This window comes from Pseudomonas oleovorans subsp. oleovorans, from assembly GCF_002197815.1.
GTDB lineage: Bacteria > Pseudomonadota > Gammaproteobacteria > Pseudomonadales > Pseudomonadaceae > Aquipseudomonas > Aquipseudomonas oleovorans.
The window spans coordinates 56,539-82,689 of the sequence record NZ_NIUB01000006.1 but is presented as its reverse complement, the minus strand read 5'-3'; the positions used below and the strand labels follow the sequence as shown (position 1 = coordinate 82,689).

Below are 26,151 nucleotides of genomic sequence, written 5' to 3'. Positions count from 1 at the left end.
TCGGCGCGTGCCTAGCACTCCTCATTGCGATCAGCTTGGAACAGACATCGATATAGCGGGGGAGACCCTATCTAAATCAGGGCGCTCAGGTAACGAGTGAGTCATTCCTGCGAGTCAATAGATAAAGCACAAGGCACCGGGGTTAACCCAGTGCCTCGGCTCTGTGAGTAGCATCAAGAGACGCGAGCGCCCACCCTCGGTTCGGCAGTGCGCTGCAGTGCACTTTCCTCCTGATGCAGCGCCTTGACCAGGCAGTAGCAGATCAGCAGCAGCACCAGGGAGAACGGCAGAGCCGCCGCGATGGTCGCCGCCTGCAGGCCCTGCAGGCCGCCGGCCAACAACAGCACGCCGGCCAGGGCGCCGAGGCCCAGGCCCCAGATGATGCGGTAGCGCTGCGGCGGGTTGTGGTCGCCCTGGGAAAGGATGGTGCAGATCACCAGCGTCGCCGAGTCTGCCGAGGTGACGAACCAGCTGACGATCATCAGCGTCGCCAGGCCGGCCATGGGCAGGATGGCCCACTCCACGCCCAGACCTTCGATGGTCTTGTAAAGCACCATGGTCAGGTCGCTGTTGGCCACGCTCGCCAGGTCGACACCATTGAGCTGCAGGTAGACGCCGGTGCCGCCCATGATCACGATCCACAGGAAGGCGCCGAGGGTGGAAGCCAGCATCCCGCCCACCACCACCTGGCGCACGGTGCGACCACGGGAGATACGGGCGATGAACATGCCGACGAACGGGCCCCAGGACAGCCACCAGCCCCAGTAGAAGATCGTCCACCAGCCCTGCCACTGGCGCTCCGGATCGGAGTCGGTCCACAGCCCCATGGGAATGAAGTGAGCCAGGTAGTCGCCGATGCTGGTGGCATACAAGCCCAGCAGGAACACGGTCGGCCCGGCCAGCAGCAGGAACAGGAACAGAATGCTGCTCAGGCGGATATTCCACTCGCTGAGCCAGAGGATGCCGCGGCGCACGCCAGAGACAGCGGAGAAGGTCGCCACCACCGAGGTGCCGGCAATCAGCAGCAATTGGTTGGTAGTGGAGATTTCCCAGCCGAACATGTAGCTCAGCCCGGCGTTCATCTGCGAAACGCCCAGGCCCAGGGTGGTGGCGGTGCCGAACAGGGTGCTGAAGATCGCCAGCAAGTCCACCGCATGGCCGATCGGACCGTGGATCCGCTCGCCCAGCAGCGGATACAGCGCCGAGCGGATGGTCAGCGGCAGGCCGCGGCGATAGGTGAAATAGGCCAGCACCAGGCCGACCACGATATAGATGCACCAGCCGTGCAGGCCCCAGTGGAACATGGTGATGCGCAGGGCGATCTGCGCGGCCTCAGCGCTGCCAGCCGCGACCCCGGCCATGTCCATGTAGGGGTTGCCCTGCATGTGCATCAGCGGCTCGGCGATACTCCAGAACAGTAGGCCGGTGCCAACTGCGGCGCTGAACAGCATGGCGAACCAGGAGAAGTTGCTGAACTCGGGGCGCTCATCGTCCTTGCCCAGGCGCAAAGTGCCAAATCGGCTGAAACCGACCCAGACGGTAAAGAACAGCACCGAACTAACGACGGCTACGTAGTACCAGCCCAGTGAGCCCTCGATCCAGGACTTGGTAGCGGTATAGATACCGTTGGCCAGCTCGGCGTTGGTCACAGTGAACAGCACGAAGGCGAGGACCATGGTGATCGAGGCGATCGCCATGGTCGGATTGACACCTGCGAACACGCGTTCGAGGTGGTTCTTGGGACGTTCGCTCACAGGCGTCTCCTTGTTTTTGTTGTGAACCAATGGGGCGTCGCAAGTGCCGGCTCGGCTGACCGATGGATAACCCTGCCTGGAACCACTCACTTTCTAATGCGTGTGACTGATTGCAGGCAAGGATTGCGCTACCCGGATACATGCCAAACCTTGCGATGTATTACGGTATACCATCAACCAATCAGCATTTTCAACGCCTTATTGGAAAGTCCCCGATTAATGGTCTTTGTGCCAGAAGCCTTGTCCGACGGGCGCTGTAGGAACACGACAAAGCTTGACTTGCGCATCTCGTATTATGGTATACCATGATACGAACTTATCGATGCCAGACAGCATCCGAACCCACAGCACACAGGAGCACATCCATGAGTTTCGAGATCCGCAAGATCGTCAGCTATATCGAGGAAACCCTGATTGAAGGCGGCAAGGTCACCGACAAGCCGGTGACCATGGTCGGCCTCGCCGTAGTGATCAAGAACCCCTGGCTCGGCCGCGGTTTCGTCGAAGACCTCAAGCCCGAAATCAAGGCCAACTGCTCCGAGCTGGGCGCCATGATGGTCGAGCGCCTGACAGCAGCCATCGGCGGCGCGGCTAATATCGAAGCCTACGGCAAGGCCGCTGTGGTCGGCGCCGATGGCGAGATCGAGCATGCGTCAGCGGTGATCCACACCCTGCGCTTTGGCAACCATTACCGCCAGGCGGTCGATGCCAAGAGCTACCTGAGCTTCACCAACAAGCGCGGCGGCCCGGGCACCTCGATCCAGATTCCGATGATGCACAAAGACGACGAGGGCCTGCGCTCGCACTACATCACCCTGGAAATGCAGATAGAGGATGCGCCGCGCGCCGACGAAATCGTGGTCGTGCTCGGAGCTGCCAACGGTGGCCGCCTGCACCCGCGCATCGGCAACCGCTACATCGACCTGGAAGAACTGGCCGCAGAACAGGCGCAGTGATCCCTCAAGGCCCGTGCAGGAGCTCTCCATGATTCGGCTCACCGCTAAATCCACCCCGGCCGGCACCAGCTACCTGGCCACCGGCCAAGGACATCCTGTGGTGCTGATCCACGGGGTCGGCCTGAACAAGGAAATGTGGGGTGGTCAGATCGTCGGTCTGGCACCTCATTTCCAGGTCATCGCCTACGACATGCTCGGCCACGGCGCCAGCCCGCGCCCGCAGCCGGGCACGGGCCTGCCCGGCTATGCCGAGCAGTTGCGCGAGCTGCTCGAACACCTGCAGATCGACCATGCCACCGTCATCGGCTTCTCCATGGGCGGCTTGGTAGCGCGAGCTTTCGCTCTGCACCACCCGCAGCAAATCGATGGCCTGGTAGTACTCAACAGTGTGTTCAACCGCAGCAGCGACCAGCGCGCCGGGGTAATCGAACGCACTCGCCAGGCGGCCGAACACGGCCCGGATGCCAACGCAGAGCAAGCCCTGTCGCGCTGGTTCAGTCGCGAATACCAGGCGGCTAACCCGGCGCAGATCGCAGCTATCCGACAGACGCTAGCAGGCAACGACCCGCAGGGCTATCTGACCACCTACGAGCTGTTCGCGACCCAAGACATGTATCGCGCCGAAGATCTGGGCAGCATTTGCGTGCCGACCCTGATCGCCACTGGTGAACTGGACCCGGGCTCCACCCCGGACATGGCCAGGCAGCTGGCCGAGCGCATTCCCGGCGCCCAGGTCGCGGTTCTGCCCGAACAGCGCCACATGATGCCCGTGGAGTCGCCGCGCCTGGTCAATCAGGTTCTCCTTAACTTCCTCGAGCAGGCCCAGAACCTGCGCAACCAAGCAAAGGGGATAGTCGCATGACACTCGCCCGCTTCCAGATGTGCATCGACGGCCAATGGGTCGATGCGCTCTCCGGCAAGACCTTTCAGAGCCTCAACCCGGCTCTGGCCGAACCCTGGGCCGAACTGCCGGATGCCGACGAACAGGACGTCGAGCGCGCCGTGCAGGCCGCACAGCATGCCTTCGAAAGCACGGCCTGGCGCAGCCTGTCGGCCACCGCGCGCGGCAAGCTGCTGCGCCGCCTGGGTGATCTGATCGCCGAGAACAAGGAGCACCTGGCCCAGCTGGAAAGCCGCGATAACGGCAAGCTGATCCGCGAGACCCGCGGACAGGTCGGCTACCTACCAGAGTTCTTTCACTACACCGCGGGCCTGGCCGACAAGCTCGAAGGCGGCACCCTGCCCCTCGACAAGCCGGAAATGTTCGGCTACACGGTGCACGAGCCGATCGGCGTGGTGGCAGGCATCATCCCCTGGAACAGCCCGCTGTACCTGACCGCGATCAAGCTGGCACCAGCCCTGGCGGCCGGTAACACCATCGTCCTGAAGCCCTCCGAGCATGCCTCGGCGACCATCCTCGAGCTGGCGCGCCTGGCACTGGAGGCTGGCTTCCCGGCAGGTGTGGTTAATGTGGTCACCGGCTTCGGCCCGAGCACCGGCGCGGCGCTGACCCGTCATCCGCTGGTACGCAAGATCGCCTTCACCGGCGGTGCCGCCACTGCCCGTCACGTGGTGCGCAGCAGCGCGGAGAACTTCGCCAAGCTGTCGCTGGAACTGGGCGGCAAATCGCCCAACATCATCTTCGCCGACGCCGATCTGGACAGCGCCATCAACGGCGCCGTGGCCGGCATCTATGCCGCCTCCGGACAGAGCTGCGTAGCGGGCTCACGCCTGCTGGTCCAGGACGAGATTTACGACGAGTTCGTCGAGCGTCTGATCGAACGCGCCAAGCGCATCCGCATCGGCAACCCGCAGGACGACGCCAGCGAGATGGGCCCCATGGCCACCGCCCAGCAGCTCGCAGTGGTCGAAGGTCTGGTCGCCGAAGCCCAGGCTGAAGGCGCCCGCCTGCGCATGGGCGGCAAGCGTCCCGAAATCGACGCCAAGGGTTGGTACTACGAACCGACCCTGTTCGAGTGTGACCGTCACTCGATGAAGATCATGCAGGAAGAAGTGTTCGGCCCGGTGGCCTCGGTGATCCGCTTCAAGGACGAGGCTGAGGCGTTGGCCATGGCCAACGACTCGCAGTTCGGTCTCGCCGCCGGCATCTGGACTCGCGACCTCGGCCGCGCCCACCGCATGGCGCGCGATGTGCGCTCCGGGATCATATGGATCAACACCTACCGCGCGGTATCTGCCATGGCGCCGATCGGCGGCTTCCACAATAGCGGCTATGGCCGCGAGAGCGGCATCGATTCGGTGCTGGCCTACACCGAGCTCAAGACGGTGTGGATCAACCTCTCGCAGGCGCCCATGCCCGACCCTTTCGTGATGCGCTAGGAGATTCCTAAAATGATCGAACCCGGCATTTATAAAGAAGTGATGGGCTCCTTCCCGTCCGGCGTCACCGTGGTGACCACCCTGGACAGCGAAGGCGGCATCGTCGGCATCACCGCCAGCGCCTTCAGCGCCCTGTCGATCGACCCGGCGCTGGTGCTGTTCTGCCCTAACTACGCCTCTGACACCTACCCGATCCTGCGCGACAGCAAGCGCTTCGCCATCCACCTGCTATGCGCCGACCAGCAGGCCGAAGCCTACGCTTTCGCCGGCAAGGGCAAGGACAAGGCACAGGGTATCGAATGGACGCTGAGCGAACTTGGCAACCCGCTGCTGAGCAAGGCGACCGCTATCATCGAGTGCGAACTGTGGCGCGAGTACGACGGTGGCGATCACGCCATCATCGTCGGTGCGGTGCAGAACCTGATCCTGCCCGAGCAGGAGGTGACGCCCATGGTTTACCACCGCGGCAAGCTCGGCGCCCTGCCCTCCATCGCCTGATACCCGCTTACGACCGCGCCCACTCACCCTCGGTCGCGGTCTTGTTGGGCCATGTCGTATTTGGCTGTCGCTGCGCCGATCTAGCTGCTGTAGGAGCGGCTTCAGCCGCGATTTTCGCGGATAAATCCGCTCCTACAGGGCGTTCGACAGCTAACTCGTACAGAGCCCCGTTTATTCGTCGCAGCGAGCCGCCGCGCTCGCTGCCCGCACCTTTCAAGGGAGCCGCCATGAATGCTTTGCTGCGCCAACAGGCCTATATCGACGGGCACTGGCTCGATGCCCGGGACGGCGCGACCCAGGCCATCTTCAACCCAGCCAACGGCCAGCAGATCGGCAGCGTGCCGCACATGGGCGCGGCAGAGGCACGTCAGGCCATCACTGCGGCCAATGGCGCCTGGCCGGCCTGGCGGGCACTGACCGCCAAGGAACGCAGCAACCTGCTCAAGCGCTGGCATGCGCTGATTCTCGATCACACCGACGAACTGGCGCGCATTCTTACCCTCGAGCAAGGCAAGCCACTGGCCGAGGCCAAGGGCGAGATCCTTTACGCCGCCAGTTTCATCGAATGGTTCGCCGAGGAAGCCAAACGCGTCTACGGCGACACCATCCCGAGCCACAAGGGCGATGCACGCATCGTCGTCAGCAAGGAGCCGATCGGCGTGGTCGCTGCGATCACACCGTGGAACTTCCCGGCGGCGATGATCACTCGCAAGGTCGGCCCGGCCCTGGCCGCCGGCTGCACCTGCATCATCAAGCCAGCACCGGAAACCCCCTTCAGCGCGCTGGCCCTGATGGTCCTCGCCGAACAAGCCGGCATTCCCGCCGGCGTGCTCAATGTGGTCACTGGCGACGCCGTGGCCATCGGCGGCGAGCTGACCAGCAGCGCGCTGGTGCGCAAGCTCTCCTTCACCGGCTCGACGCCGATCGGCAAGCTGCTGATGGCGCAGTCTGCCAATACCCTGAAGAAGGTTTCGCTGGAGCTGGGCGGTAACGCGCCGTTCATCGTCTTCGACGACGCCGATCTGGAAAAGGCCGTGGAAGGCGCGCTGATCGCCAAGTACCGCAACGCCGGACAGACCTGCGTGTGCGTCAACCGCTTCCTGGTGCAGGACGGCATTCACGACGCCTTCGTCGCGCGGCTGGCCGAACGGGTCGCCGAACTGGCGGTGGGCGATGGCTTCGCCGAGGGCGTCAAGCTCGGCCCGCTGATCAACCAGCGCGCGGTGGAGAAAGTCGCCGACCATGTGCAGGACGCGCTGGCCAAAGGCGCACGCCTGATCGCCGGTGGTGAGCGCCATCCGCTGGGCCACGGTTTCTTCCTGCCGACGGTGCTGGCCGATGTAACGGCTGAGATGAAGGTGGCACGCGAGGAAACCTTCGGCCCCCTGGCCGCGGTGTTCCGCTTCACCGACGAAGCCGAGGCCGTGCACCTAGCCAATGACACCGAGTACGGCCTGGCCGCCTACTGCTATACCAAGGATCTGGGCCGCGCCTGGCGCATGAGCGAGTCGCTGGAATATGGCATGGTCGGCATCAACGAGGGGCTGATATCCACCGAGGTGGCCCCCTTCGGCGGCGTCAAGTCATCGGGCCTGGGCCGTGAAGGCTCTAAATACGGTATCGAAGACTATCTGGAGATCAAGTACACCCTCATGGGTGGCCTGTAACCACAGAAGGACAAGCACATGAGCAACGAGAAATACGACAAGGGCCTGGCCATTCGCACCCAGGTGCTGGGCGAGGCCTACGTCAACAAATCCATCGAGAACGCCGATGACTTCAACCGGCCGCTTCAGGAGCTGGTCACCGAGTATTGCTGGGGCCACGTGTGGGGGCGCGAGGGTTTATCGCTGAAAGAGCGCAGCATGATAAACTTGGCGATGATTTCGGCCCTCAATCGCCCTCATGAGCTAAAGCTGCACATTCGCGGCGCCCTGCGCAATGGCCTGAGCCGTGAGCAGATCCGCGAGATCTTGTTGCAGGTCGGCATCTATTGCGGCGTACCTGCAGCAGTGGACAGCTTCCGCATCGCTCGCGAAGCTTTCGCTGAAGCTGAGGCGGAGCAGTAGGGCCGGTGAAACTGTTGAAGGAGCGCCCTCGGGTGCTCCTTCGTTGTTTTTCTACGGATAGCCTCAAAAGAGCGGAACCCATGAAACGCCTGCCACTCGACGATAGCTTCAAGGTTAATCGCAACCCCGTCACCCTGCGCGAAATCGTGCTCGACAAGTTGCGCGGCGCCATCATGAACTTTCAACTGCTGCCTGGCGATCGGCTGGTGGAACGCGACCTGTGCGACCGCCTGGGCGTCAGCCGCACCTCGGTGCGCGAAGCACTGCGTCACCTGGAGTCCGAAGGACTGGTGGAGTTCGCCGGCGCCAAAGGTCCGCGCGTGGCCATCATCACCCTGGAAGACGCACGCGACATCTACGAGCTGCGTTGCGTGCTCGAAGGGCTGATCGTCCAGCTGTTCACCCTCAATGCCAAGCCCAAGGACATCCGCGCCCTGGAAAAGGCGCTGGAGGAGAACCGCAAGGTGCTGGCAAGCGGCGAATTGCAGCAGGTGCTCGATTCCGTGCAGGGTTTCTACGACGTACTGCTCGAAGGCTCCGGTAACCAGATCGCGGCGACCCAGCTGCGCCAACTGCAGGCCCGCATCAGCTACCTGCGCGCCACCTCGGTGTCGCAGAGCAACCGCCGTGGCAGCAGCAACCAGGAAATGGAGCGCATCGTCGAGGCGATCAAGAGTGGCGACCCGCTGGCGGCGCACCAGGCCTCGGTGGACCACGTGCGCGCCGCAGCCAAGGTGGCGCTGGACTACCTCAAGTCCAAGCAGGACGAGCCGGGCGAGGTTCGCGACTTCGTCCCCCCCATCGCGCTCAACGAGCCGCGCATAGGACGTTGACGCCATGCCCAGCCCGCGCTTCTGTCCGCAATGCGGCGACGCCGGCCTCAGCCGCCGGCAGCCGGTCGGGGACACCCACGAACGGCTGATCTGCGCGGCCTGCGGCTACATCCACTACGAAAATCCCAAGGTCATCGCCGGCTGCATCATCGAGCAGGACGGCAAGTACCTGCTGTGCCAGCGCGCCATCCCGCCGCGGCCGGGCACCTGGACGCTGCCGGCCGGCTTCATGGAAAACGGCGAAACCACCGAACAGGCCGCCCTGCGCGAAGTCTGGGAGGAAAGCGGCATCCGCGCCGAGATCGTCTCGCCCTACTCCATCTTCAGCGTGCCGAAGATCAGCGAGGTGTACATCATCTTCCGCGCCACCGTCCTGCAGATCAGCGGCCAGCACGGCCCGGAAACCCTTGCCTACCGCTTCTTCGCACCCGAGGAAATCCCCTGGGAGAGCATCTACTACCCGGCCATCCGGCAGATTCTCGAGCGCTATATCGAAGAACGCCAGGCGGGCGTCTACGGCATCTACATGGGTAACGACGACTGCGGCAGAGTGCACTTTATCCGCTAAGGCGCCAAACCGCGTCGCGTATCTGCCTCGGTGCGCACGGCGCACCCTACGAGCCGGTTCACCTTGGTAGCCCGGATGCAATCCGGGGCACGCTTGTCCGGATTGCATCCGGGCTGCGGTTAGGCCGAGGCCGGCCTAGATGCCCTCGACTATGATTACTTCAGCCTGCGCAGCGCCCACGCGATGGGCGCAGGCCGCCTGGTATTGCGCAGAGCGGTAGCAGGCCAGCGCCTGTTCATAGGACTCGAACTCGATCACCACACTGCGCTGCGGCGTGGCTCTGCCCTCCAGCGCTTCGCTGCGACCGCCGCGGGCCAGCAGTCGACCACCGAAGTGGGCGAACACCGCAGGGGCACGGCTGGTGTATTCGGCGTATCGAGCAGGGTCGGTGACATCGACGTGGGCAATCCAGTAGGCCTTCATGGTGGTCGTCCAGGCTTCGGTTAATACGGTATTATGGTATACCATTAAAGCTCACCGACATCCACACCCGGGACCCCGACATGCCATTCAACCCCATCGAAGAAATCATCGAAGACTTCCGCCAAGGCAAGATGGTGCTGCTGGTCGACGACGAGGATCGCGAGAACGAAGGCGATCTGCTGCTGGCGGCCGAGAAATGCACGCCTGAAGCGATCAACTTCATGGCGCGCGAGGCGCGCGGCCTGATCTGCCTGACCCTGACCGACGAACACTGCCAGCGCCTGGGTCTGGAGCAGATGGTGCCGGCCAACGGCAGCGCCTTCGCCACCGCCTTCACCGTCTCCATCGAGGCGGCGCAGGGGGTGACCACCGGTATCTCCGCCGCCGACCGCTGCCTCACCGTGCTCACCGCCGTGGCGCCCGAAGCCTGCGCGGACGACCTGGTCCAGCCGGGCCATATCTTCCCCCTGCGCGCCCGTGAGGGCGGCGTGCTGACCCGCGCCGGCCACACCGAGGCCGGCTGCGACCTGGCGCGCCTGGCCGGGCTGAGCCCGGCGGCGGTGATAGTCGAGGTGATGAACGAAGACGGCAGCATGGCCCGCCGTCCCGATCTGGAAACCTTCGCCGAGAAGCACGGCATCAAGATCGGCACCATCGCCGACCTCATCCATTACCGCCTGAGCACCGAGCACACCGTCAGCCGCATCGGCGAACGCGAACTGCCCACGGTGCATGGCACCTTTCGCCTGGTGACCTACGAGGACCGCATCGAAGGCGGCGTGCATATGGCCATGGTGATGGGCGACATCCGCCGCGACGAGGCCACCCTGGTGCGCGTGCATGTGATCGACCCGCTGCGCGACCTGGTTGGTGCCGAGTACAACGGCCCGCAGAACTGGACGCTGTGGGCGGCCCTGCAGAAGGTGGCCGAGGCCGGCCACGGGGTTGTCGTGGTGCTGGCCAACAACGAATCGTCGCAGGCGCTGCTCGAGCGCGTACCGCAACTGACCCAAGCACGTCGGCAGTTCAGCCGTTCGCAGTCGCGCATCTACTCCGAAGTGGGCACCGGCGCGCAGATCCTCCAGGACCTGGGTGTGGGCAAGCTGCGCCACCTCGGCCCGCCGCTCAAATATGCCGGCCTGACGGGCTATGACCTGGAAGTTGTGGAAAGCATCCCCTTCCAGGGATGACCACGAGCTGACGGATGGCGCCGCTCCGGTGCCATCCTCCAGCAGCCTCGCCAGATCGTGCTCAGGCGCACTTGTTTTTCTATTTCAAACACTTACCGAAGCGCCTGGTGGCCACCTACGCAGCCGCCCGGCAGTCCCCTGCACTCACCGCGAAAAATGCCATCGATTAGGTCTTGCACAACTTTTGGAATACCATAATATGACATCCCGTAGGCCGTAATTATTACCACTGCCCCCAGTCATGGGAAAGCACCAACAACAGCATCGGTAAGGCCACTGTTAAAGCCCCTGGTGGGCCACTGCTCCCTGAAAAGCGGGCATCGCAAAAGCCCGCTTGCGTACAAACACAACAACGAGGGCAAGCAAGATGGTGTTCAAGAAAACAGCTACCGCGGTAATCGCCACCGCACTGATGGCCATAACCGCAGGCACGGCCACCGCAGCCGATAACCTCAGCTTCGTCAGCTGGGGCGGCACCACCCAGGAAGCGCAGAAACAGGCCTGGGCCGCGCCCTTCAGTGAAGCCACCGGCATTCGCGTGCTGCAGGATGGGCCCACCGACTACGGCAAGCTCAAGGCCATGGTCGAAAGCGGCAACGTGCAGTGGGATGTGGTCGACGTGGAAGCCGACTTCGCCCTGCGCGCTGCCCGCGAAGGCTTGCTGGAGCCGCTCGACTTCAACGTCATCGACCGCGAGCGCATCGATCCGCGCTTCGTTTCCGACCACGGCGTCGGCTCTTTCTTCTTCTCCTTCGTGCTCGGCTACAACGAGCGTCGTCTGGGCGGCAAGCAGCCGCAGGACTGGAGCGCTCTGTTCGACACCGCCACCTACCCGGGCAAGCGCGCCCTCTACAAATGGCCGAGCCCCGGCGTGCTGGAACTGGCCCTGCTGGCCGACGGCGTAACGCCCGAGCAGCTGTATCCGCTCGATCTGGATCGCGCCTTCAAGAAACTCGACAGCATCAAGAAGGACATCGTCTGGTGGGGCGGCGGCGCCCAGTCGCAACAGCTGCTGGCCTCCGGCGAGGCCAGCCTCGGCCAATTCTGGAACGGCCGCATTCATGCACTGGAACAGGAAGGCGCATCGGTAGGCGTAAGCTGGAAGCAGAACCTGGTGATGGCCGATTTTCTGGTCATCCCCAAGGGCGCCAAGAACAAGGATGCCGCGATGAAATTCCTCGCTGCCGCCAGCAGTGCCGAGGGCCAGGCCGAGTTCGCCAACCTGACCGCCTATGCACCGGTGAATCTGGATTCCGTCCCGCACCTGGAAGCCGACTTGGCGCCCAGCCTGCCCACGGCTCACGCCGCCGACCAGGTTACCCTGGACTTCGCCTACTGGGCCGAGCATGGCAACACCATTGCCGCCCGCTGGAATGAGTGGCTGCTGAAATGAAGATCGCCGCCGTGCAGTTGACCCAGTCACCCGCCGGCGGCACTCCCCGCTCGGCGCGCCTGGCTCGCTGGAAAGGTTCGCTCCCGCTGCTGCCCGCCCTGCTGTTTCTCAGCCTGTTCTTCCTCGCCCCGCTGATCGGCCTGCTGCTGCGCGGGGTGCTGGAACCGGAGCCGGGTCTGGGCAACTACGAAACCCTGTTCGCCAACTCGGCCTATGCCCGCGTGCTGTTCAATACCTTCGCCGTCGCCGGCCTGGTCACCCTGATCAGCCTGCTGCTGGGCTTCCCGCTGGCCTGGGCGATCACCCTGGCACCACGCGGCTGGGGTCGCTGGCTGCTGAGCATCGTGCTGCTGTCGATGTGGACCAGCCTGCTGGCACGCACCTACTCCTGGCTGGTGCTGCTGCAGGCCTCCGGGGTGATCAACAAGGCGCTGATGGCCATGGGCCTGATCGACCAGCCGCTGGAGATGGTGCACAACCTGACCGGCGTGGTGATCGGTATGAGCTACATCATGATCCCCTTCATCGTGCTGCCGCTGCAGGCCACCATGAGCGCCATCGACCCCATGGTGCTGCAGGCCGGCTCGATCTGTGGCGCCAGCCCCTGGCGCAACTTCTTCCGGGTGTTCCTGCCGCTGTGTCGGCCTGGGCTGTTCTCCGGCGGCCTGATGGTGTTCGTCATGTCGCTCGGTTACTACGTCACCCCGGCCCTGCTCGGTGGCGCGCAGAACATGATGCTGCCGGAGTTCATCGTCCAGCAGGTGCAGTCCTTCCTCAACTGGGGCCTGGCCAGTGCCGCCGCCGCGCTGCTGATCGCCATCACCCTGCTGCTGTTCTACGCCTATCTGAAGCTGCAACCGGAATCGCCGGTGGCTTCCAGTACAGCGAGGTAAGCCATGCTGCTTTCACCCAACGCCATGGGGCCGCGCCTGCGCGTCGGCCTCTACCTCACCACGGGGGCCATCGCCGCCTTCCTGCTGCTGCCGATCGTGTTCATCGTGCTGCTGTCGTTCGGCTCGTCGCAGTGGCTGGTGTTCCCGCCGCCGGGCTGGACGCTGAAATGGTACGAGCAGTTTTTCGCCAACGTGGAGTGGATGGAGTCGGCCTATACCAGCCTCAAGGTCGCGCTGCTGACCACCCTTTGCGCCGTGGCCCTCGGCCTGCCCAGCGCCTTCGCCCTGGTGCGCGGCAGGTTCCCCGGTCGGGAGTTGCTCTACGCCCTGTTCACCCTGCCGATGATCGTGCCGCTGGTGATCATCGCCGTTGCCATCTACGCCCTGTTCCTCAAGCTGGGCTACACCGGCACGCTGTTCGCCTTCGTGGTCAGCCACGTGATAGTGGCCCTGCCCTTCACCATCATTTCCATCATCAACTCGCTGAAACTGTTCGACCAGTCGATCGAGGACGCCGCCGTGATCTGCGGCGCCTCGCGCCTGCAGGCGGTGATCAAGGTGACCTTCCCGGCCATCCGCCCCGGCATGGTGGCCGGCGCGCTGTTCGCCTTCCTGGTGTCATGGGACGAGGTGGTGCTGAGCGTGATGATGGCCAGCCCGAGCCTGCAGACCCTGCCGGTGAAGATGTGGACCACCCTGCGCCAGGACCTGACGCCGGTAATCGCAGTAGCCTCGACCCTGCTGATCGCCCTGTCGATCCTGATCATGCTGATCGCCGCCGCCTTGCGTCGGCGCAACGAACCCAGCGCCTGAGCCATGAGGAAAGCCCCATGAGTGCCGTAATCCAAGACAGCCGCAGCCAGGCACCGCTACCGCTGGTCAGCCTGCGCAACCTGAACAAGCACTATGGCGACTTCGTCGCCGTGGACGATATTTCCCTCGACATCCAGGAGGGCGAGTTCCTCACCTTCCTCGGCTCCAGTGGCTCGGGCAAGAGCACTACCCTGTCGATGCTGGCCGGCTTCGAGACGCCCAGCAGCGGGGAGATCCTGGTCGACGGTAAATCCCTGGTGAAGGTACCGCCGCACAAGCGCGACATCGGCATGGTGTTCCAGCGCTACTCGCTGTTCCCGCACCTGAACGTGCGCGACAACATCGGCTTCCCCCTGGACATTCGCAAGCAGGCGCGCGGCGAGCGCGAGCGCCAGGTCGAGGCCATGCTCAAGCTGGTGCAACTGGAGCAGTTCGCCCACCGGCGCCCGGCCCAGCTCTCCGGCGGCCAGCAACAGCGCGTGGCGATCGCCCGCGCCCTGGTCTACGAGCCGCGCATCCTGCTGATGGACGAGCCGCTCGGCGCCCTCGACAAGAAACTGCGCGAGGACCTGCAGGACGAGTTGCGCCACCTGCACCGTCGCCTCGGCATCACCATCGTCTATGTGACCCATGACCAGGAAGAAGCCATGCGCCTGTCGCAGCGCATCGCCATCTTCAGCCACGGCCGGATCGTTGGCCTGGGCAGCGGCTACGACCTGTACCAGAACCCGCCGAACGCCTTCGTCGCCTCTTTCCTCGGCAACTCCAACTTTCTCAAGATCAAGGCCCAGGGCCACGCGGCGGCCAGTTTCGAGGGCCAGACCCTGATCGTTCGCCCCACCGTGGGCATCGCCGAGGGCCAGGAACTGCTGCTGATGGTGCGCCCGGAGAAAGCCCAGGTGCTGACCCCGCAGCAGGCCGGGAGCATGCCGCGGCCGGCCGGCTGGAACGAGATCCAGGCGCGGGTCGCGGAAACCGTGTTCCTCGGCGAAAGCCTGACCTGCAGCGTGACCACCCCCGGCGGCACCCAGCTGACCCTGAAGGAGCTGTCCGGCAGCACCCCGCCCCTGCAAACCGGCGCCCCGGTTCTGGTGCGCTGGGCCGCGGACGATGCCTGCGTCTACAACCAGTGGCAGGAAAGCGACCTGAGCAAGGCCGCCGGCGCGCACTGAGGCAAACTCCCCCTTTGCCCCCGCCCTGCTGCGCAGGGCGGGGGTTTTCTTTGCCTGTCGCCGTCGAATACGAGCGTAGGGTGCGCCGGGAGCACCAGCTGTTCGCCACTTCGCTGGGTGCGTGCAACCCGGGCGGCCCCGCGTCACCCCACGAGGCCAGGCCGCCAGACGCCGTGCATTGGGCGAGCCGCGAGCACCCGCAAATAGCGCTTGCACGAACAATATTATGGTATACCATCAGACACTAAAGCGCTGCTGGTCGCAGCCGATACGCCAAGCAGGTACTCGAAATGATCGATGCAAATACCTACAAACTCGTCATGGGCTCCTTTCCGTCCGGCGTCACCGTGATCACCACGCTGGACGACGATGGCCAGATCGTCGGCCTGACGGCCAGCGCCTTCAGCTCCCTGTCCATCGACCCGGCCCTGGTGCTGTTCTGCCCGAACTACAGCTCCGACTCCTACCCGGTGCTGATCAAGAACAAGCGCTTCGCCATCCACCTGCTGTCGGCAGCGCAGCAGGGCGAAGCCTATGCCTTCGCCAAGAAGGGCAAGGACAAGGCCCACGGTATCGAATGGACGCTGAGCGAGCTGGGCAACCCACTGCTAGGCAACGCCACCGCCATCATCGAGTGCGAGTTGTGGCGCGAATACGAAGGTGGCGATCACGCGATCCTGGTGGGTGCGGTGCAGAACCTGATCGTGCCGCAGCAGCGCGTCGAACCGATGATCTACTGCCGCGGCAAGATGGGCGCCCTGCCGGCCTTCGCCTGATCTCTATTTGTTGTGTGCTTGTCTTGCCCCCTTAGCCGGGGGCTTTTTATGACCAGCTTGCCGTCTAGCAGGCCGTTGAAAACGTATGCGCTGGCAACTCAGGTCGTTTTTCAAACGCCTGCTAGCTTGCCAACCGGTTACTGTCGGGCAGAGCCCCCACACAGAAACGGGGACGCGCAAGAATCTCGCTCCCTGCCCCAGCCCAATCAGTCGTGGCGCTCGAAGATCGCCCCCTCGATCCCCAACACCTCGCCGGTACTGGAATAGATACCCACTCCCGTCTCCCAGACGTTCTTGATCCGCCCGTCGGCGCAACGGATGCGGTAGCTGAGCTGATAGGGCTCGCGCTTGAGCAGCGCGCACTGCACGCAATACCAGATGTAGTCGGCGTACTCGTCGAGGATCAGCGAACCGAAGCTGTGCTGAGGGCTGCGCGTGAGGTACTCGGCGGGGTAGCCGGTCAGGGGCAGGCAGCCGGCGCTGACGTATTCCATAAACCAGGTGCGGTCGTTGTCACCGCGGTAGATCAGCCCCGGCAGTTCGTCGAGCAGGCCTGCGGCGGGCGCAATCGGTGCAGTCACGCCCTCGTCTGCACCCTCGGGGGGCAAAGCCGCTTCGTCGCTCATGCGCCAGGAAGCGCCGCGGCGGTGCAGCCGGGTGGCCAGCTCCAGCCTGGAGCTGAGGCGGAATTTGCGCAGCAGGCTGCGCACGTAGATCTTCACCGTGCCGTCGCTGATGCCCAGCTCACGGGCGATCTGCTTGTTGCTCAGGCCCGCGCCGATCAGCGCCAGGGTCTGCCCTTCGCGCTCAGTCAACTCTTCCCAGGCCGGCACCGGCGGCGCGGCGGTCAATACCAGGCTGGCGTGGTGCATTCCTCTCCTCCTCCGGTACGCGACTCTGGGTTGGCGGGTTCCCTGTGGCAGCAACTTCCATGCCTGCGCAAGGGCACTACTCCTTTTGGCATACCTCCTCCTGCGGATTGAGCGCTAATTCTCTAGAGGAAATTATCTTCCCCACGAGGAAACAGACGATTCTCTGCCCAACCAGACAGCCAGAGGGCCGCCATGAGCAGCGCCGCAACCAACCACCCCTTCAGCGTGCCGCGCTATCCCAGCGGCCAGACGTGCCCAGCAGCGTCCGAGCACCTATTGGTAACCCAGGGTGCCGGGCAGGAAGAGCGCGACGCTCTCGCCGCGCAGCTGGGAAAGGTCCGGATAACCCATCTGGCCCTGCCGGACTTTCCCAGCGTCGCCGACCTGCAGCTGGTTCTCAGCACGACGCTGAAGGACGCTCGCGTCGGCCTGCGCCTGGATTTGCGCGGCGACGAGGCCTTCGTCTGGCCGCTGCACGCCCTGGCGCGGGCCGCTGGCCTGCTGGCCGACGAAATCTTCATGAGCAGCAGCCCGGAAGGCACCCGCCTGGTGTTCTGCGTGCACTGCGCCACCTGCCAGCCGGCCACCAGCGCTGGGCACCTGACCTGCACCCAGTGCGGCGTGATGCTGGAGGTGCGCCGCCACTTCTCGCAGCGCCTGGGGGCCTACCTTGGGGTCTGCGCCGATGCCGACCAGCCGTATCAGGGGGTACAGCCATGAGCACCCTGCTCGACGTCCGCGTCGCCGCCATCCGTGAGCTCACCCCGGTGATCCGCGAATACAGCTTCGAAGCACTGGCCAGCACACTGCCGGGGTTCTCGGCGGGCAGCCACGTGCAACTGCACCTGCCCAACGGCCGGCGCAATGCCTACTCGCTGCTGAGCGACCCTGCCGACACCCGCCAGTACCGCATCGCCGTGCGCCAGCAGGACGCCTCGCGGGGCGGTTCGCGCTACCTGCACCAGCACCTGAAGGTCGGCGACCGCCTGCGCCTGTCGCCACCGGCCAACCTCTTCCCGCTGCACGGTGAAGCACAAAAGCACATCCTGGTGGCCGCCGGCATCGGCATCACACCCTTCCTCGCTTACAGCCAGGAGCTCCTGCGCCGGGGCGCCGACTTCGAACTGCACTACGCCTACCGCGCCGGCAGCAGCGACGCCTATGTCGATGAACTGCGCCAGCAACTCGGTCCACGTCTGCACGAATACCTCAGCGGCCAGCGCCGCCTCGACCTCGCCAGCCTGCTGCAGGGCCGCACGCTGGGTACCCACGTCTACGCCTGTGGCCCGCAATCGCTCCTTCTGGACCTTCAGGAACAGGCCTCCGCCCAGGGCTGGAGCCCGCGCCGCGTGCACTGGGAAGCCTTTGCCGCGGCGGAGCCCGGCCAGCCGTTCCGCGTCGAGCTGGCGCGCAGTGGCCAACAACTGGAAGTGGCGGCGGACGAAAGCCTACTGGAAGCCCTGGAGGCTGCCGGTGTGGAGGTGCCCAACCTCTGCCGGGGCGGAGTCTGCGGCCAGTGCCAGACGCCCTGGCTGAAAGGCGACGTGGAACACCGCGACCACTTTCTTAGCGCCAACGAGCGCACCAGCAGCCTGATGCCCTGCGTCTCGCGTGGCTGCGGCAGCCCGATCCTGCTCGACCTCTGACCCGGAGACGCCACCCATGACCCTGACCTTCAAACCGCTGGAGAGCTACCGGGAAGACTTCAGCTTCCGCAACAGCCCCGCCGCCATCGCCCGTTTTCCTTTCCCCTTCCCGGAAGACCAGTACATGTACTCGGTCAACCTGGAGCCGGCGGTGTCGCGCGATCCCGGCTCGGTGTTCGAACATCAATTCGACGTGGACGAGCACTACGTGTCCGAGATGGCCGAGCGCGCCCGCGTGCTGGAACTCGACCCCGGCCGTTGCCTGGTGATGCCGCATATGGCCCAGGCCGCCTGGGACACCCTGGCCATGCTGATGGAGCACCTGGCCCGCGATTACCCACAGCACTTTCGCCTGACGCGGCAAGGCGATGCCTGGCACTGGCAGAACCTGGCTCTGGGCATCGACCAGCGCTTCACTTTCGGCGACCCGGCCAGCCTGCCCTGCGAGCCGCTGGAGTACATCACCCGGCAGATGCAGGGCGACTTCGCGGTGCTCGACCAGCGCGACGGCGACCTGTTCATGGACGCAGGCATGGTCACCTGCCCGGCCGACTGGTCGCTGCGCTTCGACGCCGGCATGAGCTTCAAGCAGTGGCATTCGCCGGTGCCGATGGCGCACCAGATGGGCGTGTTCGACCGCGCGCTGAAGTATTTGCTGAACATCCAGGTCGGTGCGCCGGTACGCCGGCTGAACTGGACCCTGACCATCAACCCGCGCCTGGACACCTCGCCCGAGACCTACCACGAATGGGGCAACGATCGCGGCAAGGTCACGCCGGACAACGTCGGCCGCCTGGTGCACCTGCGCGTCGAGTTGCAACTGATGGCCCGCCTGCCGCGCTCCAACGCGCTGCTGTTCGGCATCCGCACCTACCTCATCAGCCTCGATGAACTGGTCAGCAATCCGGCCTGGGCCCAACGCCTGCACCGGGTGATGCGCGACCTGCCCGATCCCATCGCCGACTACAAGGGCATCACCCGTTACCGCCAGACGCTGGTGGACTGGCTACGCCGGTTCGATCCCGAAGCCTGAACACTCCCCCAACAAGAGGATTCAACCATGGCCAATTCATGGCGCATCAGCGCGCTGCGCGAACGTCACCTGGCACTCGGCTCGCAACTCGAAGACTGGAACGGCATGGGCACCGCCTGGACCTACGCCAGCGACCTGGCCGACCACCACGAAGCCATCCGCACCCGTGCCGGCCTGATGGACGTATCCGGGCTGAAGAAGGTGCACTACGTCGGCCCGCACGCCGAAAGCCTGCTGGACTACGCCACCACCCGCGACATCGGCAAGCTGTATCCGGGCAAATCGGTGTATGCCTGCCTGCTCGATGAGGACGGCAAGTTCATCGACGACTGCATCGTCTACCGTACCGGCCCCAACGCCTTCATGGTGGTGCACGGCGCCGGCACCGGCCACGAGATGCTGATCCGCTCGGCGCAGGGCCGCCAGGTGGCGGTGCTGTTCGACGACGACCTGCACGACCTGTCCCTGCAGGGCCCACGCGCGGTGGATTTTCTCGCCGAGCATGTACCGGGCATCCGCGACCTGCCCTACTTCCACCACCTGCAGACCAAGCTGTTCGACCGCCCGGTGATGATCTCGCGCACCGGCTACACCGGCGAACGCGGCTACGAGATCTTCTGCAAGGCCGCCGACGCCCCAGCGATCTGGGACGCCATCCTGGAGCAGGGCAAGGGCTACGGCATCATCCCCTGCGCATTCACCGCCCTGGACTGGCTACGGGTGGAGAGCTACCTGCTGTTCTTCCCCTACGACAACTCGCAGATGTACCCCTTCGCCGATCAGAAGGCCGGCGACACCCTGTGGGAACTGGGCCTGGATTTCACCGTATCGCCCGGCAAGCAGGACTTCCGTGGCGCCGGCGAGCACTACCGGCTCAAGGGCCAGGAGCGTTTCAAGATCTTCGGTGTGCTGCTCGACGGCCACCAGGCCGCCCAAGGCGGCGACACCCTCTGGCACGACGGCCGTCAGGTCGGCGTCATCACCTGCTCCATGTACTCGCGCCTGACCGAACGCTCCATGGCCATCGCCCGTGTCGAGCCGCAGATCGCCGAGCAGGGCGTGCCCCTGCAGGTGCGCGGCAGCCTCGACTGCGCCGCCATCGCCCACAGTCTGCCGTTCGACGACCCCGAGAAGAAGAAGCGCACCGCCAAGGGCTGAGCGCACGACCTTGCCTGCACGAGAGCCACCACCATGAATCATTACATCCTCAAGATCAGTTGCCCGGCCACCTCCGGCATCGTCGCGGCGGTCACCACCTACCTGGCCGGGCGCGACTGCTACCTCAGCGAGCTGGCGCAGTTCGACGACGAGTTCACCGGGCGCTTCTTCATGCGTGCGGTGTTCCGCTTCAATGACACGACCCGGGCGGACATCGACGCCCTGCGCCAGGGTTTCGATGACATTGCCGTGCCCTTCGCCATGGACTGGGAACTGTTCGAAAGCCAGCGGCCGATGCGCGTGCTGCTGATGGTGAGCAAGTTCGACCACTGCCTGGTGGACCTGCTTTATCGCCACCACAAGGGCGAGCTGGACATGCAGATCACCGCCATCGTCTCCAACCACCTCGACCTGCGGCCAATGGCCGAGCGCGAGGGCATCCGCTTCATCTACCTGCCGGTGACCCGCGACACCAAGGCCCAACAGGAAGCGGCGCTGATGAAGATCGTTGACGAAACGCAGACCGAGCTGGTGGTGCTCGCGCGCTACATGCAGATCCTCTCCGATGACCTGTGCCAGCAGCTCTCCGGCCGCGCCATCAACATCCATCATTCCTTCCTGCCCGGTTTCAAGGGCGCCAAGCCCTATCACCAGGCCTATGAACGCGGCGTCAAGCTGATCGGCGCCACCGCGCACTACGTGACTTCGGACCTCGACGAAGGTCCGATCATCGAACAGGAAGTCCAGCGCGTGGACCACGCCTATCTGCCCGATGACCTCGTCGCCATCGGCCGGGACACCGAGACGGTGGCCCTCTCCAAGGCGCTGAAGTACCACCTGGAACACCGCGTGCTCCTCAACGGCGACAAGACGGTGATCTTCCGATGAGCGCCGTCCTGTCTCCCAAGCTCATCGATGGCAAGGCGGCGGCCGCCCGCGTGCTGGCCGAAGTGACCGAGGATGTGCGCACCCTGAAAGCCGCCGGCATCAAACCGGCGCTGGCCGTGGTGCTGGTCGGCGACGACCCGGCCAGCCAGGTCTATGTGCGCAACAAGGTGCTGCGCGCCGAGGAATGCGGCATCCGCTCCCTGGAACACAAGCTGCCGGCAGACACGGCTGAAGCCGACCTGCTGGCACTTATCCACAGCCTGAATGCCGACTACAGCGTGCACGGCATTCTCGTGCAGTTGCCGCTGCCGGCGCATATCGACGAAACCCGCGTGCTGCAGGCGATCAACCCACTGAAGGACGTCGACGGCTTCCACGCCGAAAACGTCGGTGGCCTCAGCCAAGGCCGCGACGTGCTCACGCCCTGCACCCCGGCGGGCTGCCTGCGCCTGCTGCAGGACAGCTGCGGCGACCTGACCGGCAAGCATGCGGTGGTCATCGGCCGCTCCAATATCGTCGGCAAACCCATGGCCGCCCTGCTGCTCAAGGCCCACTGCTCGGTCAGCGTGGTGCACTCGAAAAGCGCCAACCTGCGCGAGCTGTGCCGCCAGGCCGACATCGTCGTCGCCGCCGTCGGCAAACCGCGTCTGGTCGACGCCGACTGGCTGAAACCCGGCGCCGTGGTCATCGACGTCGGCATCAACCGCATCGACGAAGGCGGCCGTTCGCGCCTGGTCGGCGATGTCGACTTCGACTCCGCCCTCACCCGCGCCGCCGCCATCACCCCAGTGCCCGGCGGCGTCGGCCCCATGACCATCGCCTTCCTGATGAAGAACACCCTGGTCGCGGCGCGCCTCCAGCACCCGGCCACCGGCCTGCCCCTATCTACCTTGGAGAACCCCGCATGAAACAACGAGTCGCCATCATCGGCGCCGGCCCCTGTGGCCTCGCCCAGTTGCGTGCCTTCCAGTCGGCCCATGCCGAGGGCGCCGAGATACCCGAGCTGGTCTGCTTCGAGAAGCAATCGGACTGGGGCGGCATGTGGAACTACACCTGGCGCACTGGCCTGGACGAACACGGCGAGCCGGTTCACGGCAGCATGTACCGCTACCTCTGGTCCAACGGGCCAAAGGAATGCCTGGAGTTCGCCGACTACAGCTTCGACGAACACTTCGGCCGCCCCATGGGCTCCTACCCACCGCGCGAGGTGCTCTGGGACTACATCAAGGGCCGCGTGGAGAAGGCCGGCGTGCGCCCCTTCATCCGCTTCAACACCACGGTGCGCGGGGTAACCTGGGACGCTGCCAACGGCACCTTCGAGGTCACCGCCCACAGCTACGAGCAGGATCTGACCTACAGCGAAACCTTCGACTACGTGGTGGTCGCCAGCGGCCACTTCTCCACCCCAAACGTGCCCTACTTCGAGGGTTTCGAATCCTTCGGCGGCCGTGTGCTGCACGCCCACGACTTCCGCGACGCCCTGGAATTCAAGGGCAAGGATGTGCTCATCGTCGGCGGCAGCTATTCGGCCGAGGACATCGGCTCGCAATGCTTCAAGTACGGAGCCCGCTCCATCACCAGTTGCTACCGCAGCGCGCCCATGGGCTATCGCTGGCCGTCGAACTGGGAAGAGAAGCCGCTGCTGCAGCGCGTCTGCGGCAACACCGCCTTTTTCGCCGACGGCAGCAGCAAGCACGTGGACGCGGTGATCCTCTGTACCGGTTACAAGCACCACTTCCCCTTCCTGCCGGAAGAACTGCGCCTGAAGACCGGCAACCGCCTGTGGCCGCTGAATCTGTACAAGGGCGTGTTCTGGGAGCAGAACCCCAGGCTGATCTACCTCGGCATGCAGGACCAGTGGTACAGCTTCAACATGTTCGACGCCCAGGCCTGGTACGCCCGCGATGTGATCCTCGGCCGCATCGCTCTGCCGGATCAGGAGCGCATGCACGCTGAGAACCTGGCCTGGCGTCAGGAAGAAGAAACCCTGGAAACCGCCCAGCAGATGTTCGAGTTCCAGGGCGAGTACATCCGCCAACTGATCGAAGCCACCGACTACCCGAGCTTCGACATCGCCGCGGTGAACCAGACCTTCCTCGAATGGAAGCATGACAAGTACGAAAACATTATGGGTTACCGCGACAAGTGCTTCCGCTCGCTGATCACCGGCACCCTGGCCACGCCGCACCACACGCCCTGGCTGCAGGCCTTGGACGATTCGCTATCCGCCTACCTCGCCGACGAGCCGTCGACCGCCATCAAAGCCGTGGGTTGAAACCGTACCCGTAGGGTGCGCTGCGCGCACCAATGGATGGCCCTCGAATGCCACGGCTGTCGGTGCGCACGGCGCACCCTACGGAACGAATCCTTGCGTGGAGCCATGACATGAACCTGCCCGTGATTTCCCGGCCGCTGGAGCCGGCGCTGTTCGCCCGTACCCCAGGGCTGGAACGCCACCGCGTCGCCCCCGGCGGCTTGACCGTGGTGGCCCTGGAGCCGGGCGACCGCCTGGAGCTGATCGACCTCGAAGGCGACCAGGCCGCCGAGCTGCTGGCCTTCGCCGACAATGGCCGAGCGGCGCTTACCGCCCTCGGGCTCGCCGCCTGCCCGGGTGCCGAGTTCATCACTCACCTGCTGCACGACGGCAGCCGCGAGGCGGCCCAGGTCGGCGCCGCGCTGCTGCGCCGCGGCATCGATTGCCGCCACCTGCCGCCTGCCGCGCGGCTCTGGCCACCCGGCACCCCAGCCGGTTACCGCCGCACCCTCAGCGCCAGCGCAGCACTGCTGGTGATAGTCGCCGCACCCGGCGGACAGACGCCGGTGGACCAGCAGACGCGCGCCAGCGAGCTGCGCCTGCTGATCCAACGCGCCAACCCGTCCAGCCTGCTGCTGCCGACACTGCCGGCGCCGCTCGGCGAACTGGTTGACGAGTTCACCATCCACCCCGGCACGGCGCGCGATTACGTGGTCGCTGCCGGCCAGTACATCCAGGTGATCGACGTCGCCGGGCGGCAATGCTCGGACTTCGTCGCCTTCGACCGGCGCGGCCTCGACGCCGGCCGCGAGATCGACCTCGACCCCACCGTCACCCGCACCCTGAACGGCAATGCCTACCCGGGCCCCGGCCTGTTCAGCAAATTCTTCGACCGCGACATGCAGCCGATGCTGGAGGTGGTGCGCGACACCGTCGGCCGCCACGACACCTTTGCCCTGGCCTGCACCGCGCGCTACTACGAAAGCCAGGGTTACTTCGGCCACGCCAACTGCAGCGACAACATCAGCCGCGCACTGGCCAAGCATGGCGTGCACGGCCGCCCCGGCTGGCCGGCGATCAATTTCTTCTTCAACACCGGCATCGACGCCCACCAGCAACTGACCCTCGACGAGCCCTGGTCGCGCCCCGGCGACTATGTACTGCTGCGCGCCATGACCGACCTGGTCTGCGCCAGCAGCTCCTGCCCGGACGACATCGACCCGGCCAATGGCTGGCAGCCCACCGACATCCACATCCGCGTGTATTCCGAACAGGAGCGTTTCAGTATCGCCATGGCCACTCGCAAGACACCCGACGCCGACCCGGTGCTGACCCGCGAGAGCGGCTTCCACCCCGGCACCTCTGCCCTCACCCGCCACTTCATCGACTACCGCGGCTGGTGGACCCCCACCCAGTTCGACGGCTACGGCACGCTGGCGGAATACCACGCCTGCCGCGAACGGGTCGCGGTGATGGACCTCTCCGCCCTGCGCAAATTCGAGGTGCTCGGCCCCGACGCCGAAGCCCTGCTCAACTACTGCCTGACCCGCGACGTGCGCAAGCTGGCGGTAGGCCAGGTGGTCTACAGCGCCATGTGCTACGAGCATGGCGGCATGCTCGACGACGGCACGCTGTTGCGCCTTGGCCCGGACGCCTTCCGCTGGATCGGCGGCGAGGACTTCGGTGGCGAATGGCTGCGCCAGCAGGCCGAGAAACTGGACATGAAGGTGTGGATCAAATCCGCCTCCGAGCAGATCCACAACATCGCTGTGCAAGGCCCGCTCAGCCGCCAACTGCTGCAGCAGATGATCTGGACGCCAGGTACCCAGCCGCCCCTGGCAGAGCTGGGCTGGTTCCGCTTCCTCACCGGCCGCTTGGGCGACTACAACGGCTGTCCGCTGATGGTCTCGCGCACCGGCTACACCGGCGAGCTGGGCTTTGAAATCTGGTGCCACCCCAGCGATGCCATGCAGATCTGGCAACGCCTCTGGCAACTCGGCGAGCCACTGGGCCTGGCACCGCTCGGCCTGCACGCCCTGGACATGCTGCGCATCGAGGCAGGGCTGATCTTCGCCGGCTACGAGTTCAGCGACCAGACCGACCCGTTCGAGGCCGGCATCGGCTTCTGCGTGCCGCTGAAGAGCAAGCAGGACGATTTTATCGGCCGCCAGGCGCTGCTGCGGCGCAAGGAACACCCGATGCACAGGCTGGCCGGCCTCGAACTGGAAGGCAACGAGCCAGCGTCCCACGGCGACTGCGTACACCTCGGCCGCGCCCAGGTCGGGGTGATCACCAGCGCCACCCGCTCGCCAGCGCTGGGCAAGAACATCGCCCTATGCCGTCTCGACGCCTCCTACTGCGAGCCCGGCACCCGGCTGGAAGTGGGCAAGCTCGACGGCCAGCAGAAACGCATCGCGGCAACGGTGAGCGCCGGCACTGTCGCCTACGACCCGGACAAGAACCGTGTGCGGGCGTAGGTCGTGATGGCTGGCTATTCCCATTCGCCGCGGGGCGCGGCTGCTGCAAAAGTGGAGGGCATACGTCATCCCTGTGGGAGCACCGCCCCGGGGCGAAGCTTTCCGCTTCGAGGCTTTAGCCGCGGCATTGGCATGCCCATCAGTC

At 65.0% G+C, this 26,151-nt stretch carries 25 protein-coding genes; 22 read left to right on the top strand and 3 right to left on the bottom strand.

All coding sequences use genetic code 11. The features are described 5' to 3' along the window. Positions 1-173: 173 nt before the first annotated feature. The gene (locus tag PSOLE_RS05125; RefSeq protein WP_003118368.1) at positions 174-1,754 is read right to left on the bottom strand and encodes a BCCT family transporter; all 1,581 of its coding nucleotides are present in this window, start codon (positions 1,752-1,754) and stop codon (positions 174-176) included. Between the two features lie 365 nt (positions 1,755-2,119). Between PSOLE_RS05125 and PSOLE_RS05120 the strand changes: the two genes are divergently transcribed. The 8 genes from PSOLE_RS05120 to PSOLE_RS05085 all read left to right on the top strand — a co-directional run bounded on the left by PSOLE_RS05120 (position 2,120) and on the right by PSOLE_RS05085 (position 9,018). Further along, complete coding sequence (locus PSOLE_RS05120; RefSeq protein ID WP_074856546.1) at positions 2,120-2,710, top strand: amino acid synthesis family protein; 591 nt, start codon at positions 2,120-2,122, stop codon at positions 2,708-2,710. Positions 2,711-2,738: 28 nt separating this feature from the next. After that, complete coding sequence (locus PSOLE_RS05115; RefSeq protein WP_003118365.1) at positions 2,739-3,572, top strand: alpha/beta fold hydrolase; 834 nt, start codon at positions 2,739-2,741, stop codon at positions 3,570-3,572. Further along, the gene (locus PSOLE_RS05110; RefSeq protein ID WP_003118364.1) at positions 3,569-5,050 is read left to right on the top strand and encodes an aldehyde dehydrogenase; all 1,482 of its coding nucleotides are present in this window, start codon (positions 3,569-3,571) and stop codon (positions 5,048-5,050) included. Before PSOLE_RS05115 ends, PSOLE_RS05110 begins: the two co-directional genes overlap by 4 nt. Positions 5,051-5,062: 12 nt before the next feature. Beyond that, positions 5,063-5,548, top strand: a complete 486-nt coding sequence (locus PSOLE_RS05105; protein ID WP_003118363.1) for a flavin reductase family protein — start codon at positions 5,063-5,065, stop codon at positions 5,546-5,548. Positions 5,549-5,775: 227 nt separating this feature from the next. Continuing rightward, on the top strand, positions 5,776-7,215 hold the full coding sequence (locus PSOLE_RS05100; protein WP_012019482.1) for an NAD-dependent succinate-semialdehyde dehydrogenase: 1,440 nt from the start codon (positions 5,776-5,778) through the stop codon (positions 7,213-7,215). Positions 7,216-7,233: 18 nt separating this feature from the next. Beyond that, positions 7,234-7,617: a carboxymuconolactone decarboxylase family protein gene (locus PSOLE_RS05095; RefSeq protein WP_003118360.1), complete on the top strand. Its 384-nt coding sequence runs from the start codon at positions 7,234-7,236 to the stop codon at positions 7,615-7,617. Between the two features lie 80 nt (positions 7,618-7,697). After that, on the top strand, positions 7,698-8,450 hold the full coding sequence (locus PSOLE_RS05090) for a GntR family transcriptional regulator (protein ID WP_003118359.1): 753 nt from the start codon (positions 7,698-7,700) through the stop codon (positions 8,448-8,450). A gap of 4 nt (positions 8,451-8,454) precedes the next feature. Next, positions 8,455-9,018, top strand: coding sequence for an NUDIX hydrolase (locus tag PSOLE_RS05085; RefSeq protein ID WP_003118358.1), 564 nt, complete (start codon positions 8,455-8,457; stop codon positions 9,016-9,018). Positions 9,019-9,153: 135 nt separating this feature from the next. Here the strand turns inward: PSOLE_RS05085 and PSOLE_RS05080 are convergent, their stop codons facing one another. After that, positions 9,154-9,441, bottom strand: coding sequence for a DUF1330 domain-containing protein (locus tag PSOLE_RS05080; RefSeq protein ID WP_003118357.1), 288 nt, complete (start codon positions 9,439-9,441; stop codon positions 9,154-9,156). 80 nt (positions 9,442-9,521) lie between these two features. On the opposite strand from PSOLE_RS05080, the gene ribBA reads away from it, so the two are divergent. From ribBA to PSOLE_RS05050, 6 genes are all read left to right on the top strand, one after another. Next, entirely contained in the window at positions 9,522-10,631 is a 1,110-nt protein-coding gene (gene ribBA, locus PSOLE_RS05075) for a bifunctional 3,4-dihydroxy-2-butanone-4-phosphate synthase/GTP cyclohydrolase II (RefSeq protein WP_003118356.1), read from the top strand. Positions 10,632-10,998: 367 nt separating this feature from the next. Then, the gene (locus tag PSOLE_RS05070; protein ID WP_003118355.1) at positions 10,999-12,024 is read left to right on the top strand and encodes an ABC transporter substrate-binding protein; all 1,026 of its coding nucleotides are present in this window, start codon (positions 10,999-11,001) and stop codon (positions 12,022-12,024) included. After that, the gene (locus tag PSOLE_RS05065; RefSeq protein WP_003118354.1) at positions 12,021-12,917 is read left to right on the top strand and encodes an ABC transporter permease; all 897 of its coding nucleotides are present in this window, start codon (positions 12,021-12,023) and stop codon (positions 12,915-12,917) included. Before PSOLE_RS05070 ends, PSOLE_RS05065 begins: the two co-directional genes overlap by 4 nt. Positions 12,918-12,920: 3 nt before the next feature. After that, the gene (locus PSOLE_RS05060; RefSeq protein ID WP_012019485.1) at positions 12,921-13,730 is read left to right on the top strand and encodes an ABC transporter permease; all 810 of its coding nucleotides are present in this window, start codon (positions 12,921-12,923) and stop codon (positions 13,728-13,730) included. A 17-nt stretch (positions 13,731-13,747) separates the two neighbouring features. Next, complete coding sequence (locus PSOLE_RS05055) at positions 13,748-14,902, top strand: ABC transporter ATP-binding protein (protein ID WP_003118352.1); 1,155 nt, start codon at positions 13,748-13,750, stop codon at positions 14,900-14,902. Positions 14,903-15,192: 290 nt separating this feature from the next. Then, positions 15,193-15,678 carry a flavin reductase family protein gene (locus PSOLE_RS05050; protein ID WP_003118351.1) on the top strand — a complete coding sequence of 162 codons (486 nt, stop codon included), beginning with the start codon at positions 15,193-15,195 and terminating at the stop codon, positions 15,676-15,678. Between the two features lie 206 nt (positions 15,679-15,884). Here PSOLE_RS05050 and PSOLE_RS05045 read toward each other — a convergent pair whose 3' ends face one another. Beyond that, a complete protein-coding gene (locus tag PSOLE_RS05045) occupies positions 15,885-16,550 on the bottom strand; it encodes a LuxR C-terminal-related transcriptional regulator (RefSeq protein WP_003118350.1) in 666 nt (221 codons plus the stop codon). A gap of 192 nt (positions 16,551-16,742) precedes the next feature. On the opposite strand from PSOLE_RS05045, the gene PSOLE_RS05040 reads away from it, so the two are divergent. The 8 genes from PSOLE_RS05040 (at position 16,743) to PSOLE_RS05005 (ending at position 26,006) form a co-directional block, all read left to right on the top strand. Further along, positions 16,743-17,270: a dimethylamine monooxygenase subunit DmmA family protein gene (locus tag PSOLE_RS05040; RefSeq protein ID WP_012019486.1), complete on the top strand. Its 528-nt coding sequence runs from the start codon at positions 16,743-16,745 to the stop codon at positions 17,268-17,270. Continuing rightward, positions 17,267-18,196, top strand: coding sequence for a PDR/VanB family oxidoreductase (locus tag PSOLE_RS05035; RefSeq protein WP_003118349.1), 930 nt, complete (start codon positions 17,267-17,269; stop codon positions 18,194-18,196). Before PSOLE_RS05040 ends, PSOLE_RS05035 begins: the two co-directional genes overlap by 4 nt. A 16-nt stretch (positions 18,197-18,212) precedes the next feature. Beyond that, the gene (locus PSOLE_RS05030) at positions 18,213-19,229 is read left to right on the top strand and encodes a heme-dependent oxidative N-demethylase family protein (protein WP_003118348.1); all 1,017 of its coding nucleotides are present in this window, start codon (positions 18,213-18,215) and stop codon (positions 19,227-19,229) included. A 27-nt stretch (positions 19,230-19,256) separates the two neighbouring features. Further along, positions 19,257-20,387 (top strand): aminomethyltransferase family protein, encoded by a 1,131-nt coding sequence (locus PSOLE_RS05025; protein WP_003118347.1) that lies wholly within the window; start codon positions 19,257-19,259, stop codon positions 20,385-20,387. Positions 20,388-20,420: 33 nt separating this feature from the next. Beyond that, entirely contained in the window at positions 20,421-21,275 is an 855-nt protein-coding gene (gene purU / locus PSOLE_RS05020) for a formyltetrahydrofolate deformylase (RefSeq protein WP_003118346.1), read from the top strand. Beyond that, positions 21,272-22,183 carry a bifunctional methylenetetrahydrofolate dehydrogenase/methenyltetrahydrofolate cyclohydrolase FolD gene (gene folD, locus PSOLE_RS05015; RefSeq protein ID WP_003118343.1) on the top strand — a complete coding sequence of 304 codons (912 nt, stop codon included), beginning with the start codon at positions 21,272-21,274 and terminating at the stop codon, positions 22,181-22,183. The genes purU and folD overlap by 4 nt, the downstream gene beginning before the upstream one ends. Continuing rightward, the gene (locus PSOLE_RS05010; RefSeq protein ID WP_003118342.1) at positions 22,180-23,550 is read left to right on the top strand and encodes an NAD(P)-binding domain-containing protein; all 1,371 of its coding nucleotides are present in this window, start codon (positions 22,180-22,182) and stop codon (positions 23,548-23,550) included. Before folD ends, PSOLE_RS05010 begins: the two co-directional genes overlap by 4 nt. A 110-nt stretch (positions 23,551-23,660) precedes the next feature. Next, positions 23,661-26,006 (top strand): DUF1989 domain-containing protein, encoded by a 2,346-nt coding sequence (locus tag PSOLE_RS05005; protein WP_003118341.1) that lies wholly within the window; start codon positions 23,661-23,663, stop codon positions 26,004-26,006. Positions 26,007-26,151 lie beyond the last annotated feature (145 nt).

Bases quoted from the DNA above. Each gene is read 5' to 3' on its own strand.
- PSOLE_RS05040 (WP_012019486.1), top strand. From the start codon at position 16,743: ATGAGCAGCGCCGCAACCAACCACCCCTTCAGCGTGCCGCGCTATCCC.
- PSOLE_RS05065 (WP_003118354.1), top strand. From the start codon at position 12,021: ATGAAGATCGCCGCCGTGCAGTTGACCCAGTCACCCGCCGGCGGCACT.
- PSOLE_RS05045 (WP_003118350.1), bottom strand. From the start codon at position 16,550: ATGCACCACGCCAGCCTGGTATTGACCGCCGCGCCGCCGGTGCCGGCC.
- PSOLE_RS05055 (WP_003118352.1), top strand. From the start codon at position 13,748: ATGAGTGCCGTAATCCAAGACAGCCGCAGCCAGGCACCGCTACCGCTG.
- PSOLE_RS05085 (WP_003118358.1), top strand. From the start codon at position 8,455: ATGCCCAGCCCGCGCTTCTGTCCGCAATGCGGCGACGCCGGCCTCAGC.
- PSOLE_RS05080 (WP_003118357.1), bottom strand. From the start codon at position 9,441: ATGAAGGCCTACTGGATTGCCCACGTCGATGTCACCGACCCTGCTCGA.
- PSOLE_RS05100 (WP_012019482.1), top strand. From the start codon at position 5,776: ATGAATGCTTTGCTGCGCCAACAGGCCTATATCGACGGGCACTGGCTC.
- PSOLE_RS05090 (WP_003118359.1), top strand. From the start codon at position 7,698: ATGAAACGCCTGCCACTCGACGATAGCTTCAAGGTTAATCGCAACCCC.
- PSOLE_RS05005 (WP_003118341.1), top strand. From the start codon at position 23,661: ATGAACCTGCCCGTGATTTCCCGGCCGCTGGAGCCGGCGCTGTTCGCC.
- PSOLE_RS05035 (WP_003118349.1), top strand. From the start codon at position 17,267: ATGAGCACCCTGCTCGACGTCCGCGTCGCCGCCATCCGTGAGCTCACC.
- PSOLE_RS05120 (WP_074856546.1), top strand. From the start codon at position 2,120: ATGAGTTTCGAGATCCGCAAGATCGTCAGCTATATCGAGGAAACCCTG.
- PSOLE_RS05115 (WP_003118365.1), top strand. From the start codon at position 2,739: ATGATTCGGCTCACCGCTAAATCCACCCCGGCCGGCACCAGCTACCTG.
- PSOLE_RS05060 (WP_012019485.1), top strand. From the start codon at position 12,921: ATGCTGCTTTCACCCAACGCCATGGGGCCGCGCCTGCGCGTCGGCCTC.
- PSOLE_RS05070 (WP_003118355.1), top strand. From the start codon at position 10,999: ATGGTGTTCAAGAAAACAGCTACCGCGGTAATCGCCACCGCACTGATG.
- purU (WP_003118346.1), top strand. From the start codon at position 20,421: ATGAATCATTACATCCTCAAGATCAGTTGCCCGGCCACCTCCGGCATC.
- PSOLE_RS05110 (WP_003118364.1), top strand. From the start codon at position 3,569: ATGACACTCGCCCGCTTCCAGATGTGCATCGACGGCCAATGGGTCGAT.
- PSOLE_RS05105 (WP_003118363.1), top strand. From the start codon at position 5,063: ATGATCGAACCCGGCATTTATAAAGAAGTGATGGGCTCCTTCCCGTCC.
- PSOLE_RS05095 (WP_003118360.1), top strand. From the start codon at position 7,234: ATGAGCAACGAGAAATACGACAAGGGCCTGGCCATTCGCACCCAGGTG.
- PSOLE_RS05010 (WP_003118342.1), top strand. From the start codon at position 22,180: ATGAAACAACGAGTCGCCATCATCGGCGCCGGCCCCTGTGGCCTCGCC.
- PSOLE_RS05050 (WP_003118351.1), top strand. From the start codon at position 15,193: ATGATCGATGCAAATACCTACAAACTCGTCATGGGCTCCTTTCCGTCC.
- folD (WP_003118343.1), top strand. From the start codon at position 21,272: ATGAGCGCCGTCCTGTCTCCCAAGCTCATCGATGGCAAGGCGGCGGCC.
- ribBA (WP_003118356.1), top strand. From the start codon at position 9,522: ATGCCATTCAACCCCATCGAAGAAATCATCGAAGACTTCCGCCAAGGC.
- PSOLE_RS05025 (WP_003118347.1), top strand. From the start codon at position 19,257: ATGGCCAATTCATGGCGCATCAGCGCGCTGCGCGAACGTCACCTGGCA.
- PSOLE_RS05030 (WP_003118348.1), top strand. From the start codon at position 18,213: ATGACCCTGACCTTCAAACCGCTGGAGAGCTACCGGGAAGACTTCAGC.